Source organism: Halomonas sp. (assembly GCF_014859505.1).
GTDB lineage: Bacteria > Pseudomonadota > Gammaproteobacteria > Pseudomonadales > Halomonadaceae > Halomonas.
In genome coordinates this window covers 1-20129 of sequence record NZ_JACUUD010000051.1, presented here as the reverse complement: position 1 = coordinate 20129, position 20129 = coordinate 1, and the positions used below count along the sequence as shown (strand labels likewise).

General features: G+C 67.8%; 23 protein-coding genes and 1 pseudogene. 13 read left to right on the top strand and 11 right to left on the bottom strand.

From position 1 onward, the window contains the following. The 4 genes and pseudogenes from IBX53_RS08790 to IBX53_RS08775 all read right to left on the bottom strand — a co-directional run. Positions 1–369 (bottom strand): annotated as a pseudogene (locus tag IBX53_RS08790) (hypothetical protein); the annotation flags it as partial. Continuing rightward, positions 338–745, bottom strand: a complete 408-nt coding sequence (locus IBX53_RS08785) for a hypothetical protein (protein ID WP_290908090.1) — start codon at positions 743–745, stop codon at positions 338–340. The gene IBX53_RS08785 and the pseudogene IBX53_RS08790, both read right to left, overlap by 32 nt. A 371-nt stretch (positions 746–1116) precedes the next feature. Further along, positions 1117–2601, bottom strand: coding sequence for a sodium:proton antiporter NhaD (gene nhaD / locus IBX53_RS08780; RefSeq protein ID WP_290908081.1), 1485 nt, complete (start codon positions 2599–2601; stop codon positions 1117–1119). 203 nt (positions 2602–2804) lie between these two features. Next, entirely contained in the window at positions 2805–3860 is a 1056-nt protein-coding gene (locus IBX53_RS08775) for a hypothetical protein (RefSeq protein WP_290908079.1), read from the bottom strand. 117 nt (positions 3861–3977) lie between these two features. Here IBX53_RS08775 and IBX53_RS08770 point away from each other — a divergent pair, with 117 nt between their 5' ends. Together IBX53_RS08770 and IBX53_RS08765 are read left to right on the top strand one after the other, a co-directional pair. Beyond that, entirely contained in the window at positions 3978–4685 is a 708-nt protein-coding gene (locus IBX53_RS08770) for a DUF3581 family protein (RefSeq protein WP_290908076.1), read from the top strand. 45 nt (positions 4686–4730) lie between these two features. Next, positions 4731–6425: a formate--tetrahydrofolate ligase gene (locus IBX53_RS08765; RefSeq protein WP_290908073.1), complete on the top strand. Its 1695-nt coding sequence runs from the start codon at positions 4731–4733 to the stop codon at positions 6423–6425. A 19-nt stretch (positions 6426–6444) separates the two neighbouring features. Here IBX53_RS08765 and IBX53_RS08760 read toward each other — a convergent pair whose 3' ends face one another. Then, positions 6445–7341, bottom strand: a complete 897-nt coding sequence (locus tag IBX53_RS08760) for a universal stress protein (RefSeq protein ID WP_290908071.1) — start codon at positions 7339–7341, stop codon at positions 6445–6447. Between the two features lie 286 nt (positions 7342–7627). On the opposite strand from IBX53_RS08760, the gene IBX53_RS08755 reads away from it, so the two are divergent. Further along, complete coding sequence (locus IBX53_RS08755) at positions 7628–8596, top strand: magnesium transporter CorA family protein (protein ID WP_290908068.1); 969 nt, start codon at positions 7628–7630, stop codon at positions 8594–8596. Between the two features lie 247 nt (positions 8597–8843). After that, positions 8844–10175 (top strand): acyltransferase, encoded by a 1332-nt coding sequence (locus IBX53_RS08750; protein WP_290908064.1) that lies wholly within the window; start codon positions 8844–8846, stop codon positions 10173–10175. On the opposite strand, the gene IBX53_RS08745 is transcribed toward IBX53_RS08750, so the two are convergent. From IBX53_RS08745 to IBX53_RS08730, 4 genes are all read right to left on the bottom strand, one after another. Further along, positions 10166–10366, bottom strand: coding sequence for a DUF1289 domain-containing protein (locus IBX53_RS08745; protein WP_290908061.1), 201 nt, complete (start codon positions 10364–10366; stop codon positions 10166–10168). The two genes, IBX53_RS08750 and IBX53_RS08745, sit on opposite strands and share 10 nt — an antisense overlap. Then, the gene (gene arfB / locus IBX53_RS08740) at positions 10363–10776 is read right to left on the bottom strand and encodes an alternative ribosome rescue aminoacyl-tRNA hydrolase ArfB (protein ID WP_290908058.1); all 414 of its coding nucleotides are present in this window, start codon (positions 10774–10776) and stop codon (positions 10363–10365) included. The genes IBX53_RS08745 and arfB overlap by 4 nt, the downstream gene beginning before the upstream one ends. A gap of 37 nt (positions 10777–10813) precedes the next feature. Continuing rightward, positions 10814–11029, bottom strand: coding sequence for a DUF3820 family protein (locus tag IBX53_RS08735; RefSeq protein WP_290908055.1), 216 nt, complete (start codon positions 11027–11029; stop codon positions 10814–10816). A 193-nt stretch (positions 11030–11222) separates the two neighbouring features. Next, positions 11223–11429, bottom strand: a complete 207-nt coding sequence (locus IBX53_RS08730; protein WP_290783945.1) for a cold-shock protein — start codon at positions 11427–11429, stop codon at positions 11223–11225. A 282-nt stretch (positions 11430–11711) separates the two neighbouring features. Here IBX53_RS08730 and IBX53_RS08725 point away from each other — a divergent pair, with 282 nt between their 5' ends. The 7 genes from IBX53_RS08725 (at position 11712) to IBX53_RS08695 (ending at position 16294) form a co-directional block, all read left to right on the top strand. Next, on the top strand, positions 11712–12746 hold the full coding sequence (locus tag IBX53_RS08725) for a C45 family peptidase (protein WP_290908052.1): 1035 nt from the start codon (positions 11712–11714) through the stop codon (positions 12744–12746). Continuing rightward, the gene (locus IBX53_RS08720; protein WP_290908049.1) at positions 12743–13048 is read left to right on the top strand and encodes a hypothetical protein; all 306 of its coding nucleotides are present in this window, start codon (positions 12743–12745) and stop codon (positions 13046–13048) included. Before IBX53_RS08725 ends, IBX53_RS08720 begins: the two co-directional genes overlap by 4 nt. Further along, positions 13045–13776, top strand: a complete 732-nt coding sequence (nfsA, locus tag IBX53_RS08715) for an oxygen-insensitive NADPH nitroreductase (RefSeq protein ID WP_290908046.1) — start codon at positions 13045–13047, stop codon at positions 13774–13776. Before IBX53_RS08720 ends, nfsA begins: the two co-directional genes overlap by 4 nt. 10 nt (positions 13777–13786) lie before the next feature. Then, positions 13787–14362, top strand: a complete 576-nt coding sequence (locus tag IBX53_RS08710; protein WP_290908043.1) for a nucleoside deaminase — start codon at positions 13787–13789, stop codon at positions 14360–14362. Between the two features lie 63 nt (positions 14363–14425). Then, positions 14426–14719, top strand: a complete 294-nt coding sequence (locus tag IBX53_RS08705) for a HigA family addiction module antitoxin (RefSeq protein WP_290908040.1) — start codon at positions 14426–14428, stop codon at positions 14717–14719. An 88-nt stretch (positions 14720–14807) separates the two neighbouring features. Continuing rightward, the gene (locus tag IBX53_RS08700; protein ID WP_290908038.1) at positions 14808–15947 is read left to right on the top strand and encodes a Fic family protein; all 1140 of its coding nucleotides are present in this window, start codon (positions 14808–14810) and stop codon (positions 15945–15947) included. A gap of 8 nt (positions 15948–15955) precedes the next feature. After that, a complete protein-coding gene (locus IBX53_RS08695) occupies positions 15956–16294 on the top strand; it encodes a hypothetical protein (RefSeq protein WP_290908036.1) in 339 nt (112 codons plus the stop codon). A 66-nt stretch (positions 16295–16360) separates the two neighbouring features. Here IBX53_RS08695 and IBX53_RS08690 read toward each other — a convergent pair whose 3' ends face one another. Together IBX53_RS08690 and IBX53_RS08685 are read right to left on the bottom strand one after the other, a co-directional pair. Then, positions 16361–17215 carry a sirohydrochlorin chelatase gene (locus tag IBX53_RS08690; protein ID WP_290908035.1) on the bottom strand — a complete coding sequence of 285 codons (855 nt, stop codon included), beginning with the start codon at positions 17213–17215 and terminating at the stop codon, positions 16361–16363. Between the two features lie 113 nt (positions 17216–17328). Next, positions 17329–18012 (bottom strand): 5'-methylthioadenosine/S-adenosylhomocysteine nucleosidase, encoded by a 684-nt coding sequence (locus IBX53_RS08685; RefSeq protein WP_290908032.1) that lies wholly within the window; start codon positions 18010–18012, stop codon positions 17329–17331. 116 nt (positions 18013–18128) lie between these two features. Here IBX53_RS08685 and IBX53_RS08680 point away from each other — a divergent pair, with 116 nt between their 5' ends. Both IBX53_RS08680 and IBX53_RS08675 read left to right on the top strand, forming a co-directional pair. After that, positions 18129–18527: a GFA family protein gene (locus IBX53_RS08680; protein ID WP_290908028.1), complete on the top strand. Its 399-nt coding sequence runs from the start codon at positions 18129–18131 to the stop codon at positions 18525–18527. A 144-nt stretch (positions 18528–18671) separates the two neighbouring features. Beyond that, positions 18672–19961 carry an MFS transporter gene (locus IBX53_RS08675; RefSeq protein WP_290908085.1) on the top strand — a complete coding sequence of 430 codons (1290 nt, stop codon included), beginning with the start codon at positions 18672–18674 and terminating at the stop codon, positions 19959–19961. The last annotated feature ends 168 nt before the right edge of the window (positions 19962–20129 follow it).

The following is a 20129-nucleotide window of genomic DNA, read 5'->3' as shown; positions in this document are numbered from 1 at the left end:
GGTACGCTGCTGGTTGGAGACCATCTGATAGTCCACCAAGCCATAGTCGAGCATCGGCTTGGCGTCGCTGCCATCCCCGCCGGCGCGCCGGCTGAGCACCTGGGCGGCGATCAGCACGTCCTGGTGAGGGCGGATCGAGGCGTTGGCGCCGATCTCGGTGTATTTCAGGCTGCCGCCTCCGCTGCTGCTCGGGCCGAAGAAGTCATTGTGATCGGTGATCACCAGCGCCTGGCTGAGGAAGCCGTGCATCTGCAGGGTATCCAGCATGCTGCTGTCTGCCGCGGCCGGAGTGGTGCCGCCCAGCAGCAGGGCGGCCAACACCAGGCGGGTGCGGCGTTCACTCCACCGAAATGACTTGGACACGATCATCCAGATACTCCCTTTCCAGATAGCCCAGGGCGCCGGGTGTGTTGGCGATACGTTCGTGCATCTCGGCCTGGGAGAAGACTCGCGTGGGGGCCTGGCCGGTGCCGGAGAACACCATGCGGTCCCAGGCCAGCTGAAGCTGGTGCGGATAGACGGCCAGGCGCTCCTTCACGAAGCGCCCATGAATGGGGTCGTCATTGTTGAGCACATGAACCCGTACCGCCTGGCCATCCGGCCAGGTGCGTTGCCGCATGGCAAAGATGGCGCGGGTGGTGTCGCGGGTCAGGCGGACGGTCCGCACATCGGGGTGGGCTACCAGGACCGGGCTCTCGTCGGCAGCCGCCAGGGAGGGCCAGGACAGCGTGAGCAGGGCCGCCAGCAGGGGGGGCAGCAGGCCAAGCCTCAGCCCCGCCACCGGATGGCCCCGTGACGGCTGGACAGGCGATGTATTGTCGCCGCTGGGGGCGACAGGGTGGAGGACAGCATCGGCGTATCAGTTCCCTTTTGATGATTCGCTTCAACCACGGGCCCCGTCTTGTGCGGGGCTCCGGGCTAGGGCCTTCACTCCTGCGTACCACGTGGCCGTCTGGTTATGGTCATGATAATCACCACACTGCTTGGTGACTGTTCTAATGCGGCCGTCTAACGACAAGCTACATCATTGGAAGGCAATGTAAAGCAGGGGCATCAACGCGCAACGAAACCCGGCGGCAATCGCCGCCGGGAAATGGCCCAGTTCACGTGGGTCGATCAGTTGAAGACGGTAAAGCTGTGGGCGTTGAGCCACAGGTGGGTAGCCACGCTGGCGGCGTAGCCGATGGCGATGACCGGCGCCCAGCGCAGGTGGCCCATGAAAGTATAGTTGCCGCGGGCCTGGCCCATCAGGGCCACCCCGGCGGCGGAGCCGATGGAGAGCAGGCTGCCGCCGACGCCGGCGGTCAGGGTGATCAGCAGCCAGTGGCCGTGGGACATCTCTGGCTGCATGGTCAGCACGGCGAACATCACCGGGATGTTGTCCACCACCGCCGAGATCACGCCGAGGGCGATATTGGCCCAGGTAGCGCCCCAGCCGGTATAGAGCGCATCCGAGAGCAGTCCCAGGTAGCCCATGAAGCCGAGCCCGCCGACGCACATCACCACGCCGTAGAAGAACAGCAGGGTGTCCCACTCGGCGCGGGCCACGCGGTTGAAGACATCGAAGGGCACCACGCTGCCCAGCTGGGCAAGCTTCTTGTCGTCGCCGCGCTGGCTATAGCGAGTGCGCTTCTTCTCCAGGGATTTCGGCAGGGTGCGGCGCAGGTAGTAGCCGAAGAACTGCAGGTAGCCAAGCCCTGTCATCATGCCCAGTACCGGCGGCAGGTTCAGCAGGGTGTGACAGGCTACGGCGGTGGCTACGGTGAGCAGGAAGAGTGCGATGATCCGCCGCGCTCCGCGCTTCAGCCAGACATCCTCCTGGACGCTGTCGGGCTTGCGGTTCTTGATGAAGGCGCTCATCACCACGGACGGGATCAGGAAGTTGACCAGCGAAGGGACCAGCAGCTCGAAGAACTCATAGAATTGCACCATGCCCGCCTGCCACACCATCAGGGTGGTGATGTCGCCGAAGGGGCTGAAGGCGCCGCCGGCGTTGGCCGCCACCACGATGTTGACGCAGCAGAGATTGATGAAGCGCTTGTCACCTTCCGCGACCTTGGTCACCACGGCGCACATCAACAGGGCGGTGGTCAGGTTGTCGGCAATGGGTGAGATCAGGAAGGCCAGCACGCCGGTGATCCAGAACAGCTGGCGGTAGCTGAAGCCCTTCCGCACCATCCAGGAACGCAGTGCGTCGAATACCCGCCGCTCCTCCATGGCGTTGATATAGGTCATCGCCACCAGCAGGAAGAGCATCAGCTCGGTGAACTCGAGCAGGGTCTCGCGGAAGGCGTGCTCGGCCTCGTTCGGCATGCCCGACTGGACATAGACCCAGCCGATCAGCGACCAGATGAGGCCGGCGGCGACCAGCACCGGCTTGGACTTGCGCATGTGCAGCTTCTCCTCGCCCATGACGAGGGCATAGGCGAGGACGAAGATACTCACGGCCAGCACGCCGACCAGGGAGCCGGTCATGTCCAGCTCGCCGGTCACCGCATAGGCGGCAGGGCTGAACAGCAGGGTCAGACAAGCGAGTACGAGAAGGCTCGACCACCAGGCGGGGCGCCGGGGCCGTGAAGCGATTCCATCGATTGTGTGCATGATTGCAGTGTCCCGAGGAAGGGGTTGCGGGGAGTGGGTAATAAGCGCGCCGATTCTAGCATGTGATGATGCGGTGCAATACGGCGGGAGGCCCCGTCACGGAGGCGTTTCGCATGCTTTTTTTGCATGCTAACGACCTTCTTCAGGACCTTTGTTCATGCAGCCCGTGAAAGCACGTGCAGATCGCCCGCATCAGCGTGGCGTCAGGGCCTCCCGGAACGCCTGCGGGGAGGTCTCCTCCAACTCCTCTCGACCCTCCTCCTCGAACCAGCGGTGCGGCTGCCAGAAGCGCAGCGTTCGCTCGCCATCCTGAAGCGCGACCCCGACGGCGAGTCGCCCCAGGCTGGCGTAGAGCTGGCCGTCCAGCCGCTCCTCGTGAAAGACCAGATCGGCCAGCAGCGACAGCGGGCCACCACCCAGGCCGGGGCGTTGTCGCTCTCGCTCTGGCCGCTGCCAGCCAGCAGGGCGGCCTCGTCCAGGGTGACGCCGAGTTCGGGGGAGTCGAGGACCAGGTGGCTGCCCGGGGCCAGCATGCCCTTGACGATGCTCAACTCTCCCTCGAGGCTGCCGCGTCCGGCCAGGCCCCGCCAGCCCAGCTCAGCCAGATAGGGGGTGAAGAGGTCCCAGGCGTCGGCGCGGGCCGCCAGAGCAATTTCCCCGGAGAGAAAGCGCAGTGACGCCTGGCCGGGATGGGCGGCGGGGTCGAAGGGGGCCATGTTCAGGTCGGCAGTGAGGGTAATGTCATCGGCCAGCCGGTGTCCGCCACGGGTCAGGGTGGCCTGCTCCAGCGCCAGGGTGAGTCGCTCCACGCCCAGCTCATCCCGGGCGAGGTCGAGACCCGACAGTGTCAGTCGACCTTCCCCGCTCAGCTGGTGGCCGTCGATATCAAGCCGGTGCAGCCCGCTGGCCGCGATTTCTCGGATGGCCAGGCGCCGGCTCAGCAGGGCGGGCAGGGTGAGTTCCAGGCGAGCGGCGTCCACCTCCAGGGCCAGCGGCAGCGAATCATCCTCGCGCTCGATGACCAGCGACTCCACCGCCAGGCTGTTCCAGCCGGGCCGCGAGCCCTCCCAGCGGATCGACAGCCCCTCCTGGCTGGAGAGCCTGGCCTGCAGCCAGGCGCTGTCCAGCAGTGTCGGCAGGGTCAGGGCCGCACTGGCCAGGGCCAGTGCCACGAAGCCCGCCGACACGCCCAGCCACCACCAGGGACCGCTCCGCGGGGATCTCTCCTGCTGCTTCTTGTCGTCGCTTGGTCTGCCCATTGGCCCATGGTAGCGCCTAACGAGGCTTCGTTGGCGAGGGTTTTATGGCATCATCTGCGCTCCGGCATCCGCCGGCAGGATCTGGATCGCCAACGACGCAGGGCAGGCACATCACGCATGTTTCTCGATGAATTTCATTCGCCGGCGGGAGAATGCGTCTGCATCTCCGCCGAGCAGGCCAGTCGTTTCGCCAAGGGAATCGCCGGCGACTACAACCCCATCCACAACCCGGATGCGCGTCGCTTCTGCGTGCCGGGCGACCTGCTTTTCGCCCTGGTACTGGCCCGCTTCGGGCTCTCCCAGCGCATGGATTTTCGCTTCCTGAGCATGGTGGGTGGCGGTACGCCGCTCTGCTTCCAGGAGCATGAGGATGGACTGATCCGCGTTTGCGACGAGAACGGCAAGTGCTACCTCGAGGTGGCGCGCAGCGGGGAGACGACCTGCGACGAGGCGGTGGTGGAGGCCTTCACCCGCTGCTACGTGGCCTTCTCCGGGAAGAACTTCCCCCACTATCTCAAGCCGTTGATGGAGGAGAAGGGGGTGATGTTCAATCCTCGCCGTCCGCTGGTGATCTACGACAGCATGGGCTTTTCCCTCGACCGACTCGAGGGCCTGTTGCCGGAGCTGGCGCTGGACAGCTCCTCCCTGGAGGTGAACGGCAAGCGCGGCGACTGCCTGCTGGAGTTCCATATAAAGTCCGGCGGCGCCTCCGTTGGCACCGGCTCCAAGAAGCTGGTGGTCAGCGGCCTGTGCGACTACGACCCGACCGCCATGGACGAGATCGTCACCGAATTCTATCGCCTCAAGGCCGCCTACGAGGCCTGACGCACCGGCAAATGCTGCCGGCAGGGCCGGCCCGGAGGAGATCCCATGTCTCGAAAGTTGGATGACAGCGAGGGCATCTCCGGGCATGCACCCGCCACGGATCTCGAGATCGCCCGCCGGGCGCGGCTCGAGCCGATCCTGCCGCTGGCCGAGGCCCGCCTGGGCCTCGCCGCCGAGGAGCTGATTCCCTTCGGTCACCACCGCGCCAAGCTTTCCCGCTCGCTGCTTCAGCGCCTGCAGGATCGTCCCCGCGGGCGCCTGGTGCTGGTCTCCGCCATCACGCCCACCCCCGCCGGCGAGGGCAAGACCACTGCCTGCGTGGGGCTGGTGGATGCCCTCTCCCGGCTCGGGGTCTCTGCCCTGGCCTGCCTGCGTGAGCCCTCGCTGGGGCCGGTGTTCGGCATGAAGGGCGGCGCCGCCGGCGGCGGGCGCGCCCAGGTGGTGCCCATGGAGGCCATCAACCTGCACTTCAACGGCGACTTCCATGCCGTGACATCGGCCCATAACCTGCTGGCAGCTCTGCTCGACAACCACCTGTACTGGGGCAACGCACTGGAGATCGACCCCGCGCGGGTGGTGTGCCCTCGGGTGCTCGACCTCAACGATCGCAGTCTGCGCCGGGTGCGCACCGACCAGGGCGACAGCACCTTCGAGATCACCGCCGCCTCAGAGATCATGGCGATCCTCTGCCTGGCCGAGGACCTCGCCGACCTAGAGCGACGCCTGGGCCACATCGTGGTGGCCTGGCGGCGCGACGACACCCCGGTGACCGCGGCAGATCTGGGCGCGGTCGGCGCCATGTCCGTCCTGCTGCGCGATGCCCTGGCACCTAACCTGGTGCAGACCCTGGAGCACACCCCGGTGCTGATTCACGGCGGCCCCTTCGCCAACATCGCCCACGGCTGCAGCTCGCTTGTCGCCACCCGGGCGGCCCTCTCGCTCGCCGAGGTGGTGGTCACCGAGGCCGGCTTCGGTGCCGATCAGGGACTGGAGAAGTTCATCGACATCAAGTCGCGCCAGTCCGGCCTCTTTCCGGATGCCGCGGTGATCGTGGTGACCCTGCGCGCCCTGCGCTTCCACGGCGGGGCGAGCCGCGAAGCCATGCAGCACCCGGATCTCGCGGCGCTCACCGACGGCCTCGACAACCTGGTTCGCCAGGTGGCGGTGGCCCGCGCCTTCGGCCTGGCGCCGGTGGTGGCCCTCAACGCCTTCCCCGGCGACAGCGAGGACGAGCGGGAGAGGCTGGCGGCCTGCTGCGCCGAGCTTGGCGTGGCTCTGGCGCACTGCGACCACTGGGCGCGGGGCGGGGAGGGCGCCCTGACGCTGGCGCGGTGTGTACTGGAACGATTGGAGGAAACGGGCGGCGAGGTGGCGCCGCTGTATGCCGACGGCACGCCCGTGGAGGAGGCGCTGGAGACGATCGCTACCCGGCTCTACGGCGCCAGTGGCGTCGAGCTCTCGTCCGAGGCCCGGGAGACGCTGCAGCGCCTCGAGGGCGCCGGCTACGGGAAACTGCCGGTGTGCATCGCCCGCACCCAGTACAGCTTCTCGGACGACCCGGCAGATGGTGGCCTGGTCAAGGGGCACCGGCTGCGGGTCCGCGAGCTGCGTCTCTCGGCCGGCGCCGGCTTCGTGGTGGCGGTGTGTGGAAAGCTGATGACCCTGCCCGGGCTGCCCCGGGAGCCGGCGGCGCTGGGCATGGGCCTGGACACCGACGGCAACATCACCGGCCTCGCCTGAGGCGAGGCAACGGGTGGAATCAGACCACCACGGTGACCGGGCAGGGCGCGAGGTCGATGACCCGATGACTGACGCTGCCGAGCAGCGACTCCCGCCACTTGCCCAGCCCGCGCCGGCCCATGACGATCATCGGCCGCTCGTTCAGGTGGTGGCGGGCGCGGGAGACGATCGCCTCGGCGAAGCGCTCCTCGTAGAGCAGCACCTCCTCGATGCCCCCGGGGACCTCCCCCAGGGCTTCCCGGGCCAGGCGGAAGACCCGCTCGGACTGGCTCCCCTCGCCCTTCTCGAGCGTCCCGGCCTGGCCGCCGGGCTGGCAGAACACCAGTTCCACCGGCACCTCGGCACTGCGCGCCAGGTCACCGGCCAGCCCCGCCGCCTGGTTGGCGTGGCGAGACCCGTCCACCGGCAGCAGTATCCGGCCGATGCCCGAGGCCTCCTGCAGGCTGGCGTCGTCATGGACGATGGTCACCGGACAGCGAGCGCGGTGCACCACCTCGTTGCTGACGCTGCCCTGCAGGAACTTGCCGACCTCGCTCAGGTGGCGCGCTCCCAGCACCAGCAGGCAGTCGGGGTGGCGACGGACATGGGCGATGATGGCCCGCTCCGGGTGGCGGATGAAGGTGCTGTCCTCCAGCACCGCCTCGCTCGGAGCTGGCGTCAGCTCGGGGTCGATCGCCTTGCGGGCCTTGGCGAAGGCCGTCTCGGCGATCTCGAGGCGCGCCGTTCGGTCATGGTCGGCCTCGGCCTGGCGGTTGGCGGGAATATCGGACAGCTCCGCCGCGTTGAGCGGCATCACGTGCAGCAACTGGAGCGGGGCATCCAGTAGCCTGGCCAGCAGGCTGGCGTGGCGGGCCGCGGCAGCGGCCGTGGGTGAACCGTCCACCGGGACGATGATCTGAGAGACCTGCTCACTCATCGACACATTCTCCCTTGATGACTGTCATTGTCCCTGCGGGGCAAGGCTGGCACTAGATTAGCAGCCAGCGCCGGCTGGCGTCGCCTCCCCAAGGGGCGCCTGCCTTGCACCACCTTGGCGATCCGGCCCATTAGGCGGCCCATTAGAGAGTCGTTCATGGTGGCTCCTCGGTATCGGAAACGATGGCATCGGCGGCGGGGCGGTGGGCAGCGCCGGCCGGCATGCCTTAGAGTGCCTGTCAGGAGGCGCGAGAGCCGCAAGCCTGACACGCAAGGATGATTGGAGCATGATACGCACGCTGATGGTGGACGCCGAGGGCCGGGCCATGACCGGGGGCGAGGAATTGATCGCCCGCTGGCAGGAATCGCCGGATAGCCGCCTGTGGATCGATCTGCAGGGGGAGTCCATGGCCCGGGAGCGGGAGATGCTCGAGGCCTTCGACTGCCACCCCATGGCCATCGATGATGCCCACCGCGAGCGCCACCCACCCAAGATCGAGGAGTTCGAGGGCCACACCCTGATCCTCTACCGCGGCATCTCCTCCTTCGACGCCGATCTCAACTACACGCCACAGCAGGTGGCGATGTTTCTCGGCGAGCGCTTCCTGATCACCCTGCATCCCGGTCTGGCGCTGAGTATCGACCGCTTGCTCGCCCACGAAGGCAGCGACCTGCTGCGTCGCTCCCCGGAGCATGTCGCGCTCAAGGTCATGTACTACTCCGCCGGCTACTACCTGGACAGCCTGCTGGAGTTCGAGAATGCGCTCAGCGACCTCGAGGACGCGCTGCTGGAGAATGGCAGCGATGCCCTGATGCGCCAGGTCATCGGCTACCGCTCCCGGCTGGTGAAGATGCGCCGGGTGTTCAACTACCACGTGGGCATTACCCAGGAGCTCACCGCCTACGACTATTCCCACCTGCCACGCAACGAGAGCGAGACGCTGCACGCCATCAACGACGTCCACGAGCGCTTCGACCGGCTGCTCACCCTGACCCAGATGTACTACGACATCTGCGGCGACCTGGTCGACGGCCACATCTCGCTCTCCTCCCATCAGCTCAACATCACCATGCGCATCCTGACGGTGATCACCGCCATCTTCGTGCCGCTGACCTTCATCGCCGGCGTCTATGGCATGAACTTCGTGCACATGCCCGAACTCGAGCACCCCTATGGCTATTTCATCGTGCTGGGGGTGATGCTGAGCATCGGCGTGGGGCTGGTCTGGCTGTTCCGGCGCAAGGGATGGTTCTAGAAGGGACAGGCGAAGTGGCTAGCAGCTCCTCCTGAGCGATGAGGGTGGTGCCGTCGATGGCCTCAGGCGTGTCGGCGTCATAGCCGAAGATAAAGGTGCCGTAGATAGACATGCCGTGACCGCGATGAAGAAAACGATGTTAGAAAACATCGTTCTTAAACTCGGCTAGTCGAGATGTAGGGCATTGCAGGTGATCCTGGACACCGCGCCCCACTGGGCCCACTCACCGATATTCTCAGGAGGAGGCATGCCGCAACCGCGTGAGACCCGCCCCGAGCCGGCGCCCCGGGATCGCTACCCCGATGCGCTGCGCGCCATGGCGCTGGTGGTGGTGGTATTCGGGCACTGGCTGGCCACTCTGCCGCGCCTGGAGGAGGGGCGCATGGTGGACACCGAGCACCTGCTGGTGGTGTGGGAGGGGGCCGGCGTCTTCACCTGGATCGTGCAGGTAGTGCCGCTGTTCGTCTTCGTCTCGGCGGCGGTGAGCGCCATCGGGGTACGCCGGCGGCTGAGGGATGGCCACCGGCAGCTTCACTGGTGGGCAGGCCGGGCGCTGGCGCTGGCGCGGCCCACGGTGACCTACCTGGCGGTGTTGGCGGCAGTGGCGGTGATCTCGCGCCTGGTGGAGGGACGCTTCCTGGCACCCTTCAACCACTCGCTAACCATCCACCTGTGGTTCCTGCTGATGCTGCTGGGCGTGCAGGCGCTGCTGCCGCTGTCCGTCCGTGTCGACCGCCGCTGGGGGCTGGGTGCCGTGGCGGGGCTGGTGGCCATCGCCGCCCTGGTGGACCTGCTGCGGGCGCGGCCCGGCTCGTTGGCCGACCTGCTGCGCCTGGGCGAGTTGGCCACCGACCACGCCACCGTGCTCGGCTGGGTCAACCTGCTGGTGATCTGGCTGCTGCCCCAGCAGTTGGGAATCGCCTGGCGGCAGGGGCGTTTCTCCGGCACCGGCACCGGGCTCGTGCTGATCGCGCTGGGCCTGGTGTGGCTGGGGGCCACGGTCAGCTCGGGCTATCCGCTGGCCATGGTGGACGGCGAGGTGGGCGGGCGCAGCAACTTGCTGCCGCCGACCCTGGCGCTGATGGGGGTGATGTGGCTGCAGGTCGGCACGGTGCTGGCCTTCGAGACACCCGCCAGGCGGCTGCTGGCCAGGCGGCCGGTCAGCCGCCTGGTGACGATCCTGGGCGCCCTGGGCATGCCGCTTTATCTTTGGCACAAGTTCGCCGAGCTGCCGGCGGCCTGGCTGGGCGAGAAGCTGAGGGCGCCCATCGATGCGGGGCTGCCCGGCGAGGCGGGCTTCTGGTGGGGGCGGCTAGTGTGGCTGCTGCTCTGCGGGCTGATGGTCACCCCGGTGATGGCGGCGGTGGTGGCCTTCGAGATGCGCCGCCGGCAGGATGTCGTCTCGGCCACCGGCACACGGGTAATCCTTGCGGGCGGGGTGGCACTGTTTGCCGGGATCCTGGCCAGCATGGCGCTGGGAGCGATTCCCGGGGCGCTTATCGGTCTGCTCGGCGTGGCGGCAGCCTCCCGACTGCTGCGGGCTCACCCGCAGCCGAGACTCGCTGTCGATCAGGCCTGAGTCGGCTCGATCTTGCCCTCGCGCTCCAGCCGCTGCCAGACGGCCTCGCGCTGGGCCGCGTCCATCCGCGACCAGCGGGCGATCTCGTCCAGGCTGCGGTGGCAGCCCAGGCAGAGGTCGCCCACCGGCCGGCACACCTTGATGCACGGTGACTCGGGGCGCGTCGGGTGGAGCGTTTCGTGCTGGCTCATTCCGTCACCTTCCCGCGCAGTGCCTTGGTCTTGCCCTTGCGGGTCTTGGCGTCGACTCGCTTGCGCCTGGCGGAGCGGGTCGGCTTGGTGGCCTTGCGCGCCCGGCGTTGTTTCACCGCCTCGCGGATCAGCTCGCGGAGCCGTGCGAGGGCGTCCTCGCGGTTCTGCTCCTGGGTGCGGAAGCGCTGGGCCTTGATGATCACCACACCATCCTGGGTGATGCGCTGGTCGCCCAGCGCCAGCAGCCGCTCCTTGTAGAAGGGCGGCAGGCTGGAGCGGTGGATGTCGAAACGCAGATGGATGGCCGAGGCCACCTTGTTGACGTTCTGGCCGCCGGCGCCCTGGGCGCGGATCGGGTTGAGCTCGATCTCCCAGTCGCCCAGTTCCACGGAATTGGAGATACGCAGCATGGGGCTTCCGATTGTGGCAGTTGGTCAGGGGGTGCGGTCACCGCGGGGGGCGCAGCGGCTCGAGCAGTTCGCCCAGCCCGTTGTGATCAATCTCATGCATCAGCGCCAGCAGCGCGCCGAGCCTGCCGGCCGGGAAGCCTTCCCGGGCGAACCAGGCCAGGTAGGGTCCGGGCAGGTCGGCAATCACCCGGCCGGCGTACTTGCCGTAGGGCATGCGCAGCGTGACCAGTGTCGTCAGGTCCTCGGGATTCATTCGCCTGTCTCCATGCCATTTCCCTCTCCTCGCCATGCGTCCCGTCGGCGCTGAGGCACTACTTTAGGTCCAGGGCGATTCCAGGTCCAGGCGGCCCGTTCCGCCGGGGCCGGCATGCAACGCAGCAGGGCCCGCCTAGGCGGGCCCTGCTGTCGAACCCCGAAGGGCTCGAGACATCACATGACCGTCAAGGTCAGGAGATGGCCTTGATGTTTGACGCCTGAAGGCCTTTCTTGCCCTGGGTCACGTCAAAGGAGACGCTTTGACCTTCCTGCAGGGACTTGAAGCCTTCTGACTGAATTTCGGAGAAATGAGCAAAGACATCATCGCTGCCGTCAGACGGAGAGATAAAGCCAAAACCCTTGGAATCGTTGAACCACTTGACTGTGCCGGTCGTCATAATAAAATCCTTTCGCGCTTAGCGCCTTTCGATATTCCTGGTGTTACCCAGATGATTTAGCGGGTAGAACAAGGGAGATAATATCAGGCTGCCGAAAGAATTCGATGCTTCTGAAACCATGCTGCTTGCCGACCAACTGACGCTACAGTGTCATGTATCATTGCGTGGGTCAAAGCCTTTCACCTTTTATTTTCCTAATGGCGGCGCCTGTTGATAGCCGACACCATTATCCGGTGAGAGATAAAAGCGTATCGATTCAACCGACAGGGATACATCGCCAGCATGGTAACCCCGGAGGAGACCTCACGTCGGCTGGGCTGGCTAGCGGTCGGCGGTAGCCACCACGAGCTCGGCCTGGCGCTGGGGCGACAGGGCAGACGAGCAGTTCGCGAGCGGCTGATGGGCACGACGCTGTGGCGGGAGGTGACCGCTACCCGTCACCTTTGCCATGTACGCCGCCTGCTGGCCGCCACCGACGAGCACTTCCCCTGGGTGGTCGAGGAGCTCGAGGGGCTCGCGGAGGGACTCGACCTGCCGCTCGAGAAGGTGGCCGCCTGGAACTGTCGCGGTGACCTGCTGGCCAGCGTGCCGGATGGCTGTACCACGCTGGTGTTGCCAGGCGAGTCCCCGCTGATCGCCCACAACGAGGACGGCCTGCCGTGCCTCGATGGCCGCTGCTTCCTGGCGCGGCTGGCGCCATCCAGGCAGCCCGCCTTTCTCACCTTCTGCTATCCCGGTTCGCTGCCCGGCCACACCTTCAGCCTCACCGCGGCGGGGCTGGTGGTCACCCTCAACAACCTGCGTCTGGTGGGTGTCGCGCCTGAGCTGCCGCGCATGGTGCTCAGCCGGGCCCTGCTGGCCCAGCCCGATCTCGCCGCGGCGCTGGCGCTGCTCGAGACGGCCCCGCCTGGCGGCGGCTTCCACTACACCCTGGCCCAGGCCGGCGATAATCAGGTGCTGAGCGTGGAGGTGGGCGGCGGCAGATTTTCCTGTCGGGCGCTTGCGACGCCGGCCCTGCATGCCAACCACTGCCTGCATCTCGATCTGCCCCAGGCGATCACCGCCTCCTCGGCGGATCGCCAGCGCCAGGGAGAGGCGCTGATCGCCGCCGGTGTGCGCGACCCGCTGATCCTGCTGCGCGACACCAGCGGGCCGGGGCTGCCCATCTACCGCCGGGCACCGGACGACCCCGATGAGGAGAACACCCTGGCCACGGTGCTCTTTCGCCTCACCCATGAGGGCGTGGCCTGGCAGGTGGCTGTGCCCGGCGAGGCTGGCATCCGCGAGGGGATTGGCCCAGTTCAAGGGCAGTGGTGAACCGTCCCGGCAACGAGGAGAGGGAGCAATGGAAAGCCCATGACGAGCTGGCCTGGACCGAGGTGTGGCTCGTCACCCAGGCGACCCGGGAGCAGGCCTTCCACGAACAGAGGCTCGACCTGCACCGGCAGGACCTGGAGGGCATCTGCGAGCCCTTCATGATCGCCGAGGGGGAGCACCCCATGCGGGTCTTCATCGGTATCTCGCCCGAGTCGACGTCACCGGCCCCTGTTGCGCCACCTCAGGCCAGCTGCGTTATGCTGGGCAACATCCTTAGCCAACTAGCGAACGAGGCCCCATGAACCCCACCATCGAGTTGCTCAAGTCCCATCGCTCCATCCGCAAGTTCACCGACCAGCCCGTCTCCCGCGAGCTGCTGGAGGAGCTGATCCGTGCCGGCCAGGGGGCGGCGACATCCAGCCATGTGCAGGCCTACACCGTCATCCATGTGAAGAACCCGGAGAACCGTGAAAAGATCGCCGAGCTCGCCGGCGGGCAGTCCTACGTGGCCACCTGCGGCGCCTTCCTGATGTTCTGCGCCGACATGAAGCGCCCCACCGAGGCCGCCGAACGCACCGGCGCCCGGGTGATCCGCGGCATGACCGAGCAGCTGCTGGTGGCCAGCGTGGATACCGCCCTGATGGCCCAGAACGTGGCCATCGCCGCGGAATCCGAGGGGCTGGGCATCTGCTATATCGGCGGGGTGCGCAACAATCCCCAGCAGATCAGTGACCTGCTGGACCTGCCGGATCACGTCTACCCGGTGTTCGGCATGTGCCTCGGCTACCCGGCCCACCAGCCGGACATCAAGCCGCGCCTGCCGGTGGCGGCGATCCTCAAGGAGGACACCTACACGGACGACCGTGAGCTGGTGGAGGCCTTCGACGAGACCATGCACGCCTACTACCAGTCACGAAAGGGCGGCAACAAGGCGAGCAACTGGTCGAACAACCTCACCCCGCTGTTCGACACCAAGCTGCGCCCCCATATGCGCGATTTCCTGGTCAAGCGCGGCTTCGAGATGAAGTGAGGGGGCCGCCATGGAGACGCTGCTGAATGCCGGCGCGCCGGTGACCGAGGCGGCCCTGGCCGCCATCGCCCATATGCCTACCCGGAGCCTGCCGGTGCTGATGGACGACGGCTTCGCCCGCCGGCTGAGCGATGCCGACCTGATGCGCATCGCGGTGCTGCTGGCGCAGAAGAGCCACGACGAGGGCGGCTGCCCCATCGGGGCGGTGATCATCGACAACGCCACCCGGCGCATCGTCGGCAAGGGGCACAACACCCTGGTGCAGGAGAACCACCCCTACAACCACGGCGAGACCTCGGCCATGCGCGATGCCGGCCGCCTCGACTTCGGCCGCACGACGCTCTTCACCTCGCTGAGCCCCTGCCAGGTCTGCGCCACGCTGCTCTACATGCGCGGCGTCTCGCGGGTGGTGGTGGGCGATGTCACCAACGCCTCGGGCACCGAGGCCCTGCTGCGCGAGCAGGGCGTGCAGGTGGAGATCCTCGAAGACCCCCGCGGCATCGAGCTCTACGCCCGCTTTCGTGCCGGCAACCCCGAGCTGGACCGGGAAGACTGGAAGGGACTGAGTGCCACCCACCGGCCGTGACCTCGCGATGAGCGGTGCCGCTGTGAGAATACGCTTTACAATCGACTATGAGGACTATCACGGATGGTCATGCACAATCCTCCCCACCCCGGCGCGTTCATTCGTGAGGTCTACCTCGAGCCCTTCGGGCTCAGCGCCCGTCAGCTCGCGGAGAAGCTCGGGGTCTCGTCTTCCACGCTGTCCCGTGTCATCAAGGGAACCAGCGGTGTCAGCCCCGAGATGGCGCTGCGGCTAGCCAAGGCACTGGGGCGCTCCCCGGAAAGCTGGCTGGCCATGCAGGATCAGTACGACCTCTGGGTGGCGCGACAGGAAGTCGATCTGGCAGCGGTCGAACCCATCACCTTCGATGCGGCTTGACCGCTGAGCCGAATCGCTCGAAAATACGGCTCAATAAGTGAGCCGAATAGCCTCCTGTTCGGCTCATCCCGGCCTACAGGTACCGCCGATGAACGAGACCTCCACAGCGCCGACCTGGATCTGGCAGCAGCCTGGCTGGCCAGACTTCGATTGGCGGGCTGCCGAGGTCCAGCCTCGTCTCCAGGAGGCGTGGCGTACGCTCGGTATCCTGCTGGGCAGAGTCGGTTCCCTTCCCCCCGGCAATGCCCCGGCAGTGATGCTGGATACCCTGCTGCAGAACATCATCACCTCTTCGGCCATCGAAGGAGAGCGGCTCGATGCGGCGTCGGTGCGCTCATCGCTGGCCCGGCGGCTGGGCGTGGAGGACACCGGGAGTGCCGTGTCGCCGCGTTCGGAAGGATTGGCCGAGATGATGATGGATGCTGTCGGTCGTGCCGACATGGTGCTGACTCGCGAGCGGCTGTTCCAGTGGCACCGCTGGCTGTTTCCCGATGCCGAGGCATCGCTGGTCACGCTGCGCGTGGGCCAGTGGCGAGGCGAGGAGCCGATGCAGGTGGTCTCCGGGCGCCTCGACAGGCCCAGGGTCCACTTCGAGGCGCCGCCCCGCGGGGTGCTGGAAGACGAAATGGCCGCTTTCCTGACATGGTTCGAAGAGAGCCGCCACGATCCCACCCTGGATCCCCTGCTGCGCGCCGGCATCGCCCATTTCTGGTTCGTCACCCTGCATCCCTTCGAGGACGGCAACGGCCGCCTGGCGCGTGCCATTACCGATCGTGCCCTGGCCCAGGCCGACCGACAGAGCATTCGCCTCTTCGCCATGTCGGCGGCGATCCTGGCCGAGCGCCAGGCGTATTACCGGGTGCTCGAAGCCTGCCAGCGGGGCACCACCGATCTCACCGACTGGCTGGCCTGGTTCCTCGACACCCTGTTGCAGACCTTGACGGAGGTGCTGGCCGATATCGATCGAACCCTGGTCAGGACGCGTTTCTGGCAGCGTTTCGCCGATGCCGGTCTGCTACCCGAGCAGATCAAGGTCCTCAACCGGCTGCTGGATGGCGGTGAACGGGGCTTCGAGAACGGCATCAGTGCCGCCCAGTACCAGAAGGTCGCCAAGGTGAGCAAGGCCACGGCGACCCGCCACCTGGCGGACCTGCTGGCCAAGGGCTGCCTCGTGAAACTGCCGGGAGGAGGGCGCAGCACCCGCTATCGGGTAGCCCTGCCATCATGACCCCGGTGATGCATGCCCCCGACCTGGCCCCGCGCCTGCGCACGCTGCTCGAGCAGCTGCCCGATGACGCCGTGCCGATCACCTACCAGCAGGCCGCCGAAGCGCTGGGCCTGACGCCGCCGCGCACCATCCAGCGCGTCGCCCTGGCGCTGGAGGCGCTGATGCGCGAGGACGTCGCCGCCGGCCGTCCGCTGGTCGCCGCCCTGGTGGTCAGCCGCCGCGGCGACCTGCCCCGAGAGGGCTTTTTCGAGCTGGCGGTGGCCCTCGGGCGGTTTCCCGCCGACCCGGCACGCCACGAGGCGGCCTATCGGCAGGAGCTGGTGCGGGTCATGGCGCTGCGCGGTTGACTCGCCCGTGCCGTCGGGGCCCGGTGGCTTGCGATGGGGCTGGGCGTCTCGGCGAGGTCGAGGCGCTCAGCCGCCGGCCGGCAGCGACAGCAGCAGCGGCGTGCCGGCCAGGCCCTGCTCCAGGCGGGTGGCGAGGATGTCCACGATGCCGTCATGCTCCCCCGCCAGCCGCGTGGTGGCGACGCGCAGCCCGGGGGAATGCGCCATGGCCTGCGCGCAGATCTCCGCGATATCGCCGCCCTCGCCGGCGTGGCGCCCCGGGGAGAGGAACAGCATGGCGAGAATCACCTCGCTGCCGGCCATGGTCTCGGCGGCCAGCAGGTCCTCCAGCAGCGGTTCGTTGAAGCGGTAGGCATCGCCGTCGCGCCGCTCCATGGAGGCGAAGGTGACACACTCGGCCTCGTCGCTCAGCAGCACGCTGAGCTGGCCGGCCAGGTAGTTGCGCACCGCCGTGACCTCGGGAATCGGGCTGCCGTGGTCGACCAGCACCACCCTGGGCCGCGATTTCCCGTTCATCTGCTCGCGCACGTTGTCGGCCAGCAGCTTCGCCAGGCGCAGGTCCAATGGGGCCTGGCTCTCCACCAGCGGCAGCGCCACCTTGACGGCGAGCCGCGGGTGGCGGGCCTGCACCTCGGCCAGGCGCTCCGGCAGGTAGCGGGTCAGCGCCTGGCTGGGCCCGAAGAAGAAGGGCAGGATCACCAGCTCGGTGACGCCCTGCTCCGCCAGCTGCTCGGCCCGGGGCCCCAGCGACACCGCCTTCTCCCCGTCGAGCTCCTCGGCCGGGATCTTGTAGGAGTGCAGCAGGGAGGCGGCCTCGACCTCCTGGCCGGTGGCCTGGCCGAGGGCCCGGGCCAGGCGGCGCAGGTTGAGCGTGGCCTGGGCCCGCAGGGAGCCATTGTCGACGAGCAGGATCTTTCGCATGGGGGCCTCTTGGCTGGCTTGGATTGGCTGGCACGAAACGCCCGGAGCGGAGGCGCCACGGCGCCTGGGGCCATGACACTACCGGGCGAAGGGGCGGTCAAGCGGCATGGCGCTCATCCGAGCTTCAACTGGCCCTCGGCGAGCGCCTCGCCGAGGCGGTCGACGGCGGCGGCCAGCTTCTCGTCGATGACATGCAGGTACTCCGTCCAGTCGTTGACGTGGTGCAGCTCCGCCTTGCCGTCCGAGATGCCGCGCAGCACCACCAGCGGCACCCCGAAGCGCGTGCAGGCGCGCAGGCAGGCGTAGCTCTCCATGTCCACCATCTCGGCGGCGATGGCGTCATAGGCCGCGCCGGAGACGATATTGGCGCCGGTGGAGAGCGTGGCCTCCCGGATGCCGGGAATCCGCAGCGGCAGCGGCAGGGTCGCCGGCAGGTCGAGAAAGGGCGTGACGCCCCTGTCGAAGCCCAGCGCGGTGGCGTCCATGTCGCGATAGGCGACGGAAGTCGCTTGATAGACCTCGGTCTGCTCGAGCAGCCGGCTGCCGGCCGAGCCCAGCGACACCACCAGCGCCGGCAGGCGCCCTTGCCCGGCGAGAGTCGCCAGGGCCGCGGTGAGCTCGACCGCCGCCTCCACGGGGCCGACGCCGGTCATCAGCGGGGTGAAGCGCTGCCGCAGGTGCGGGCCGTACTCGGGCTCGGCGGCCATCACGAAGAGCACGTCGTGGCCGCCGAGGGTCGTCAGCCTGGGCTCGCGAGGATCATCGGCCCGGAAGCCGGGAGCTGGGGAATGGTTCATCGACGCTGCTTGCCTCGCCATCGGGGTGTTTCGCCCAGTGTACTGCCTCGAAGGGAGCAGTGTGTTTCTCGCGAAAACCGCCCAGGATGGCGGAAGGTCAACGGGGAGGAACGCCGATGCATACCGGAAGCTGTCTGTGCGGGAAGGTGGGGTACGAGTACCACGGCGAGATCGACGAGATCTCCATGTGCCACTGCAAGCAGTGCCAGAAGGCCCAGGGCTCGGCCTTCGTCGCCGTGGCGCCGATTCGCTCGGCGGACTTTCATATCACCCGGGGCGAGGCGCACCTGAAGGAGTACCGCGCCACGCCGGGCAAGGTGCGGGTGTTCTGCGCCGAGTGCGGAAGCCCCCTCTACAGCGCCCGCGACGACCGGCCCGAGGCCAGGCGGCTGCGGCTGGGCACCCTGGATACCCCGATAGCGCCCGGCAGGCGCGTCCACGCCTGGGTCTCCTCCCGGGCCGAGTGGTTCGAGCTCGCCGACGACCTGCCGAAGTTTCCCGAATTCGCCCGCTGACGCTGCCCCCATGACGGTTGCCGAGGCCGCCTGACTGCTTCACGCTGGGCGAGGTGCCGACACGCGATGGCCCCCCAGGGGCGGCCATCCGGCGTCCGGCACCGCTGACCATCTCGACCACCGAGCAGGACCGGCGGAGGCAGGATCATGAGACTTTCCAGCACGGGGTTCGCGGTCCTGGGGGCCGCGCTGATCGCCATCAGCTTCGGCCTCGCCCGCTTCGCCTTCGGGCTTTTCGTTCCTCCGATCCGCGAGGAGCTGGGCCTCAGCTCCTCCGTGATCGGCGTCATCGGCGCGCTGCCGTTGATCAGCTTCCTGCTGGCCACGGCGGTGGCGCCGCTCGTGACCGATCGCCTCGGCGCCCGCTACGCGGCGGTGCTCTCCGGCGGCTTCGGCGTCGCCGGGCTTTCGCTGATCAGCCGCGCCACCGACCCGCTGACGCTGGGCGCGGGGGTGTTCGCCTGCGGGATCTGCACCGGCCTGATGATGCCCGCGCTCACCGCGGCCATGCAGGCTGTCGTCAGGCGCTCGCTGCACGGGCGCGTCAGCTCGGTGATGAACGCGGGCACCAGCATCGGCGTGATCGTCGCCGTGCCGACGGTGCTGTTCCTGGTCGGTGCCTGGCGCCTCGCCTACCTCTCCTTCGCCCTCCTCGCCGGCTTCGGGGTGATCGCCGCCTGGCTCTTCTTGCCCTCGGTCTCGCGGATCGTGCCCTCGAACGCGGCGGACCCGCCGCCCCTCAACGAATTGCCCTGGTCGCGCCTGGTCCGGCTCACGCTGTTCGCCTTCCTGATGGGCTTCGTCTCCGCCGCCTACTGGATCTTCGCGCCCGACCTGATCGTGACCCTCGGCGGCCTGCCCGCCAGCGCCACCGCCTGGCTGTGGCTCGCGGTGGGGGTCGCCGGCCTCGGCGGGGCGGTGGTGGCCGACCTGGCCGATCGCAACAACCCGCCCATCACCCAGGCGCTGATGCTGATGATGCTCTCGGCGAGCCTCGCCCTGCTGGCCGCCAGCCCCGACCAGCCGCTGCTGACGGCCTTCTCCGCGCTGGTCTTCGGCCTGGCCTACATGAGCCTGACCGGGCTCTACCTGATGACCGGCATTCGCCTCTTGCCCGGCCGCCTTTCCGTGGGGCCGGTGCTGCCCTTCATGGCGGTATCGCTTGGCCAGGCCACCGGCTCGCCGGTGGTCGGCCGCCTGGTGGAGGGGTTCGGCTACGCCGATGCCTTCGCCATGTTCGCCGCGCTGGGCATCCTGGTGGCCATCCTCTCGCCCTTCTACCCGGGCGCCATCGCCCAGGCGGAGGAGGAAGAGGCCACCGAGGAGGAGAGCGGCCTGCAGGCGGCCTACGACAGCCAGCTCCTGGACGAGGAGGGCGAGCCGCTGGAGGACCCCCTCGAGGAGGAAGACGAGGCGCCCGCCGCCGGCTCGTGAGCATTGCCTTGTCGGCCACGCCGTGGCCGGCAAGGCTTTAGTCGTAGGAGATCTGCCGTCGGCGGCGGCTGCCTCGCCTGTTACGCTACGTAAAAAAGAACATTAGAAAAACGCACAGGGAACGATCATGGACGATGCCACCGAGCCGCGCATCACGCTGCACCCGCA

Bases quoted from the DNA above. Each gene is read 5' to 3' on its own strand.
- arfB (WP_290908058.1), bottom strand. From the start codon at position 10,776: ATGCTGCGTATCTCCAATTCCGTGGAACTGGGCGACTGGGAGATCGAG.
- IBX53_RS08770 (WP_290908076.1), top strand. From the start codon at position 3,978: ATGTTTCTCGATGAATTTCATTCGCCGGCGGGAGAATGCGTCTGCATC.
- IBX53_RS08730 (WP_290783945.1), bottom strand. From the start codon at position 11,429: ATGACGACCGGCACAGTCAAGTGGTTCAACGATTCCAAGGGTTTTGGC.
- IBX53_RS08745 (WP_290908061.1), bottom strand. From the start codon at position 10,366: ATGAGCCAGCACGAAACGCTCCACCCGACGCGCCCCGAGTCACCGTGC.
- IBX53_RS08700 (WP_290908038.1), top strand. From the start codon at position 14,808: ATGAACGAGACCTCCACAGCGCCGACCTGGATCTGGCAGCAGCCTGGC.
- IBX53_RS08710 (WP_290908043.1), top strand. From the start codon at position 13,787: ATGGAGACGCTGCTGAATGCCGGCGCGCCGGTGACCGAGGCGGCCCTG.
- IBX53_RS08695 (WP_290908036.1), top strand. From the start codon at position 15,956: ATGCATGCCCCCGACCTGGCCCCGCGCCTGCGCACGCTGCTCGAGCAG.
- IBX53_RS08735 (WP_290908055.1), bottom strand. From the start codon at position 11,029: ATGAATCCCGAGGACCTGACGACACTGGTCACGCTGCGCATGCCCTAC.
- nfsA (WP_290908046.1), top strand. From the start codon at position 13,045: ATGAACCCCACCATCGAGTTGCTCAAGTCCCATCGCTCCATCCGCAAG.
- IBX53_RS08690 (WP_290908035.1), bottom strand. From the start codon at position 17,215: ATGCGAAAGATCCTGCTCGTCGACAATGGCTCCCTGCGGGCCCAGGCC.
- IBX53_RS08680 (WP_290908028.1), top strand. From the start codon at position 18,129: ATGCATACCGGAAGCTGTCTGTGCGGGAAGGTGGGGTACGAGTACCAC.
- IBX53_RS08760 (WP_290908071.1), bottom strand. From the start codon at position 7,341: ATGAGTGAGCAGGTCTCTCAGATCATCGTCCCGGTGGACGGTTCACCC.
- IBX53_RS08775 (WP_290908079.1), bottom strand. From the start codon at position 3,860: ATGGGCAGACCAAGCGACGACAAGAAGCAGCAGGAGAGATCCCCGCGG.
- IBX53_RS08725 (WP_290908052.1), top strand. From the start codon at position 11,712: ATGGTAACCCCGGAGGAGACCTCACGTCGGCTGGGCTGGCTAGCGGTC.
- IBX53_RS08765 (WP_290908073.1), top strand. From the start codon at position 4,731: ATGTCTCGAAAGTTGGATGACAGCGAGGGCATCTCCGGGCATGCACCC.
- IBX53_RS08705 (WP_290908040.1), top strand. From the start codon at position 14,426: ATGGTCATGCACAATCCTCCCCACCCCGGCGCGTTCATTCGTGAGGTC.
- IBX53_RS08755 (WP_290908068.1), top strand. From the start codon at position 7,628: ATGATACGCACGCTGATGGTGGACGCCGAGGGCCGGGCCATGACCGGG.
- IBX53_RS08685 (WP_290908032.1), bottom strand. From the start codon at position 18,012: ATGAACCATTCCCCAGCTCCCGGCTTCCGGGCCGATGATCCTCGCGAG.
- nhaD (WP_290908081.1), bottom strand. From the start codon at position 2,601: ATGCACACAATCGATGGAATCGCTTCACGGCCCCGGCGCCCCGCCTGG.
- IBX53_RS08750 (WP_290908064.1), top strand. From the start codon at position 8,844: ATGCCGCAACCGCGTGAGACCCGCCCCGAGCCGGCGCCCCGGGATCGC.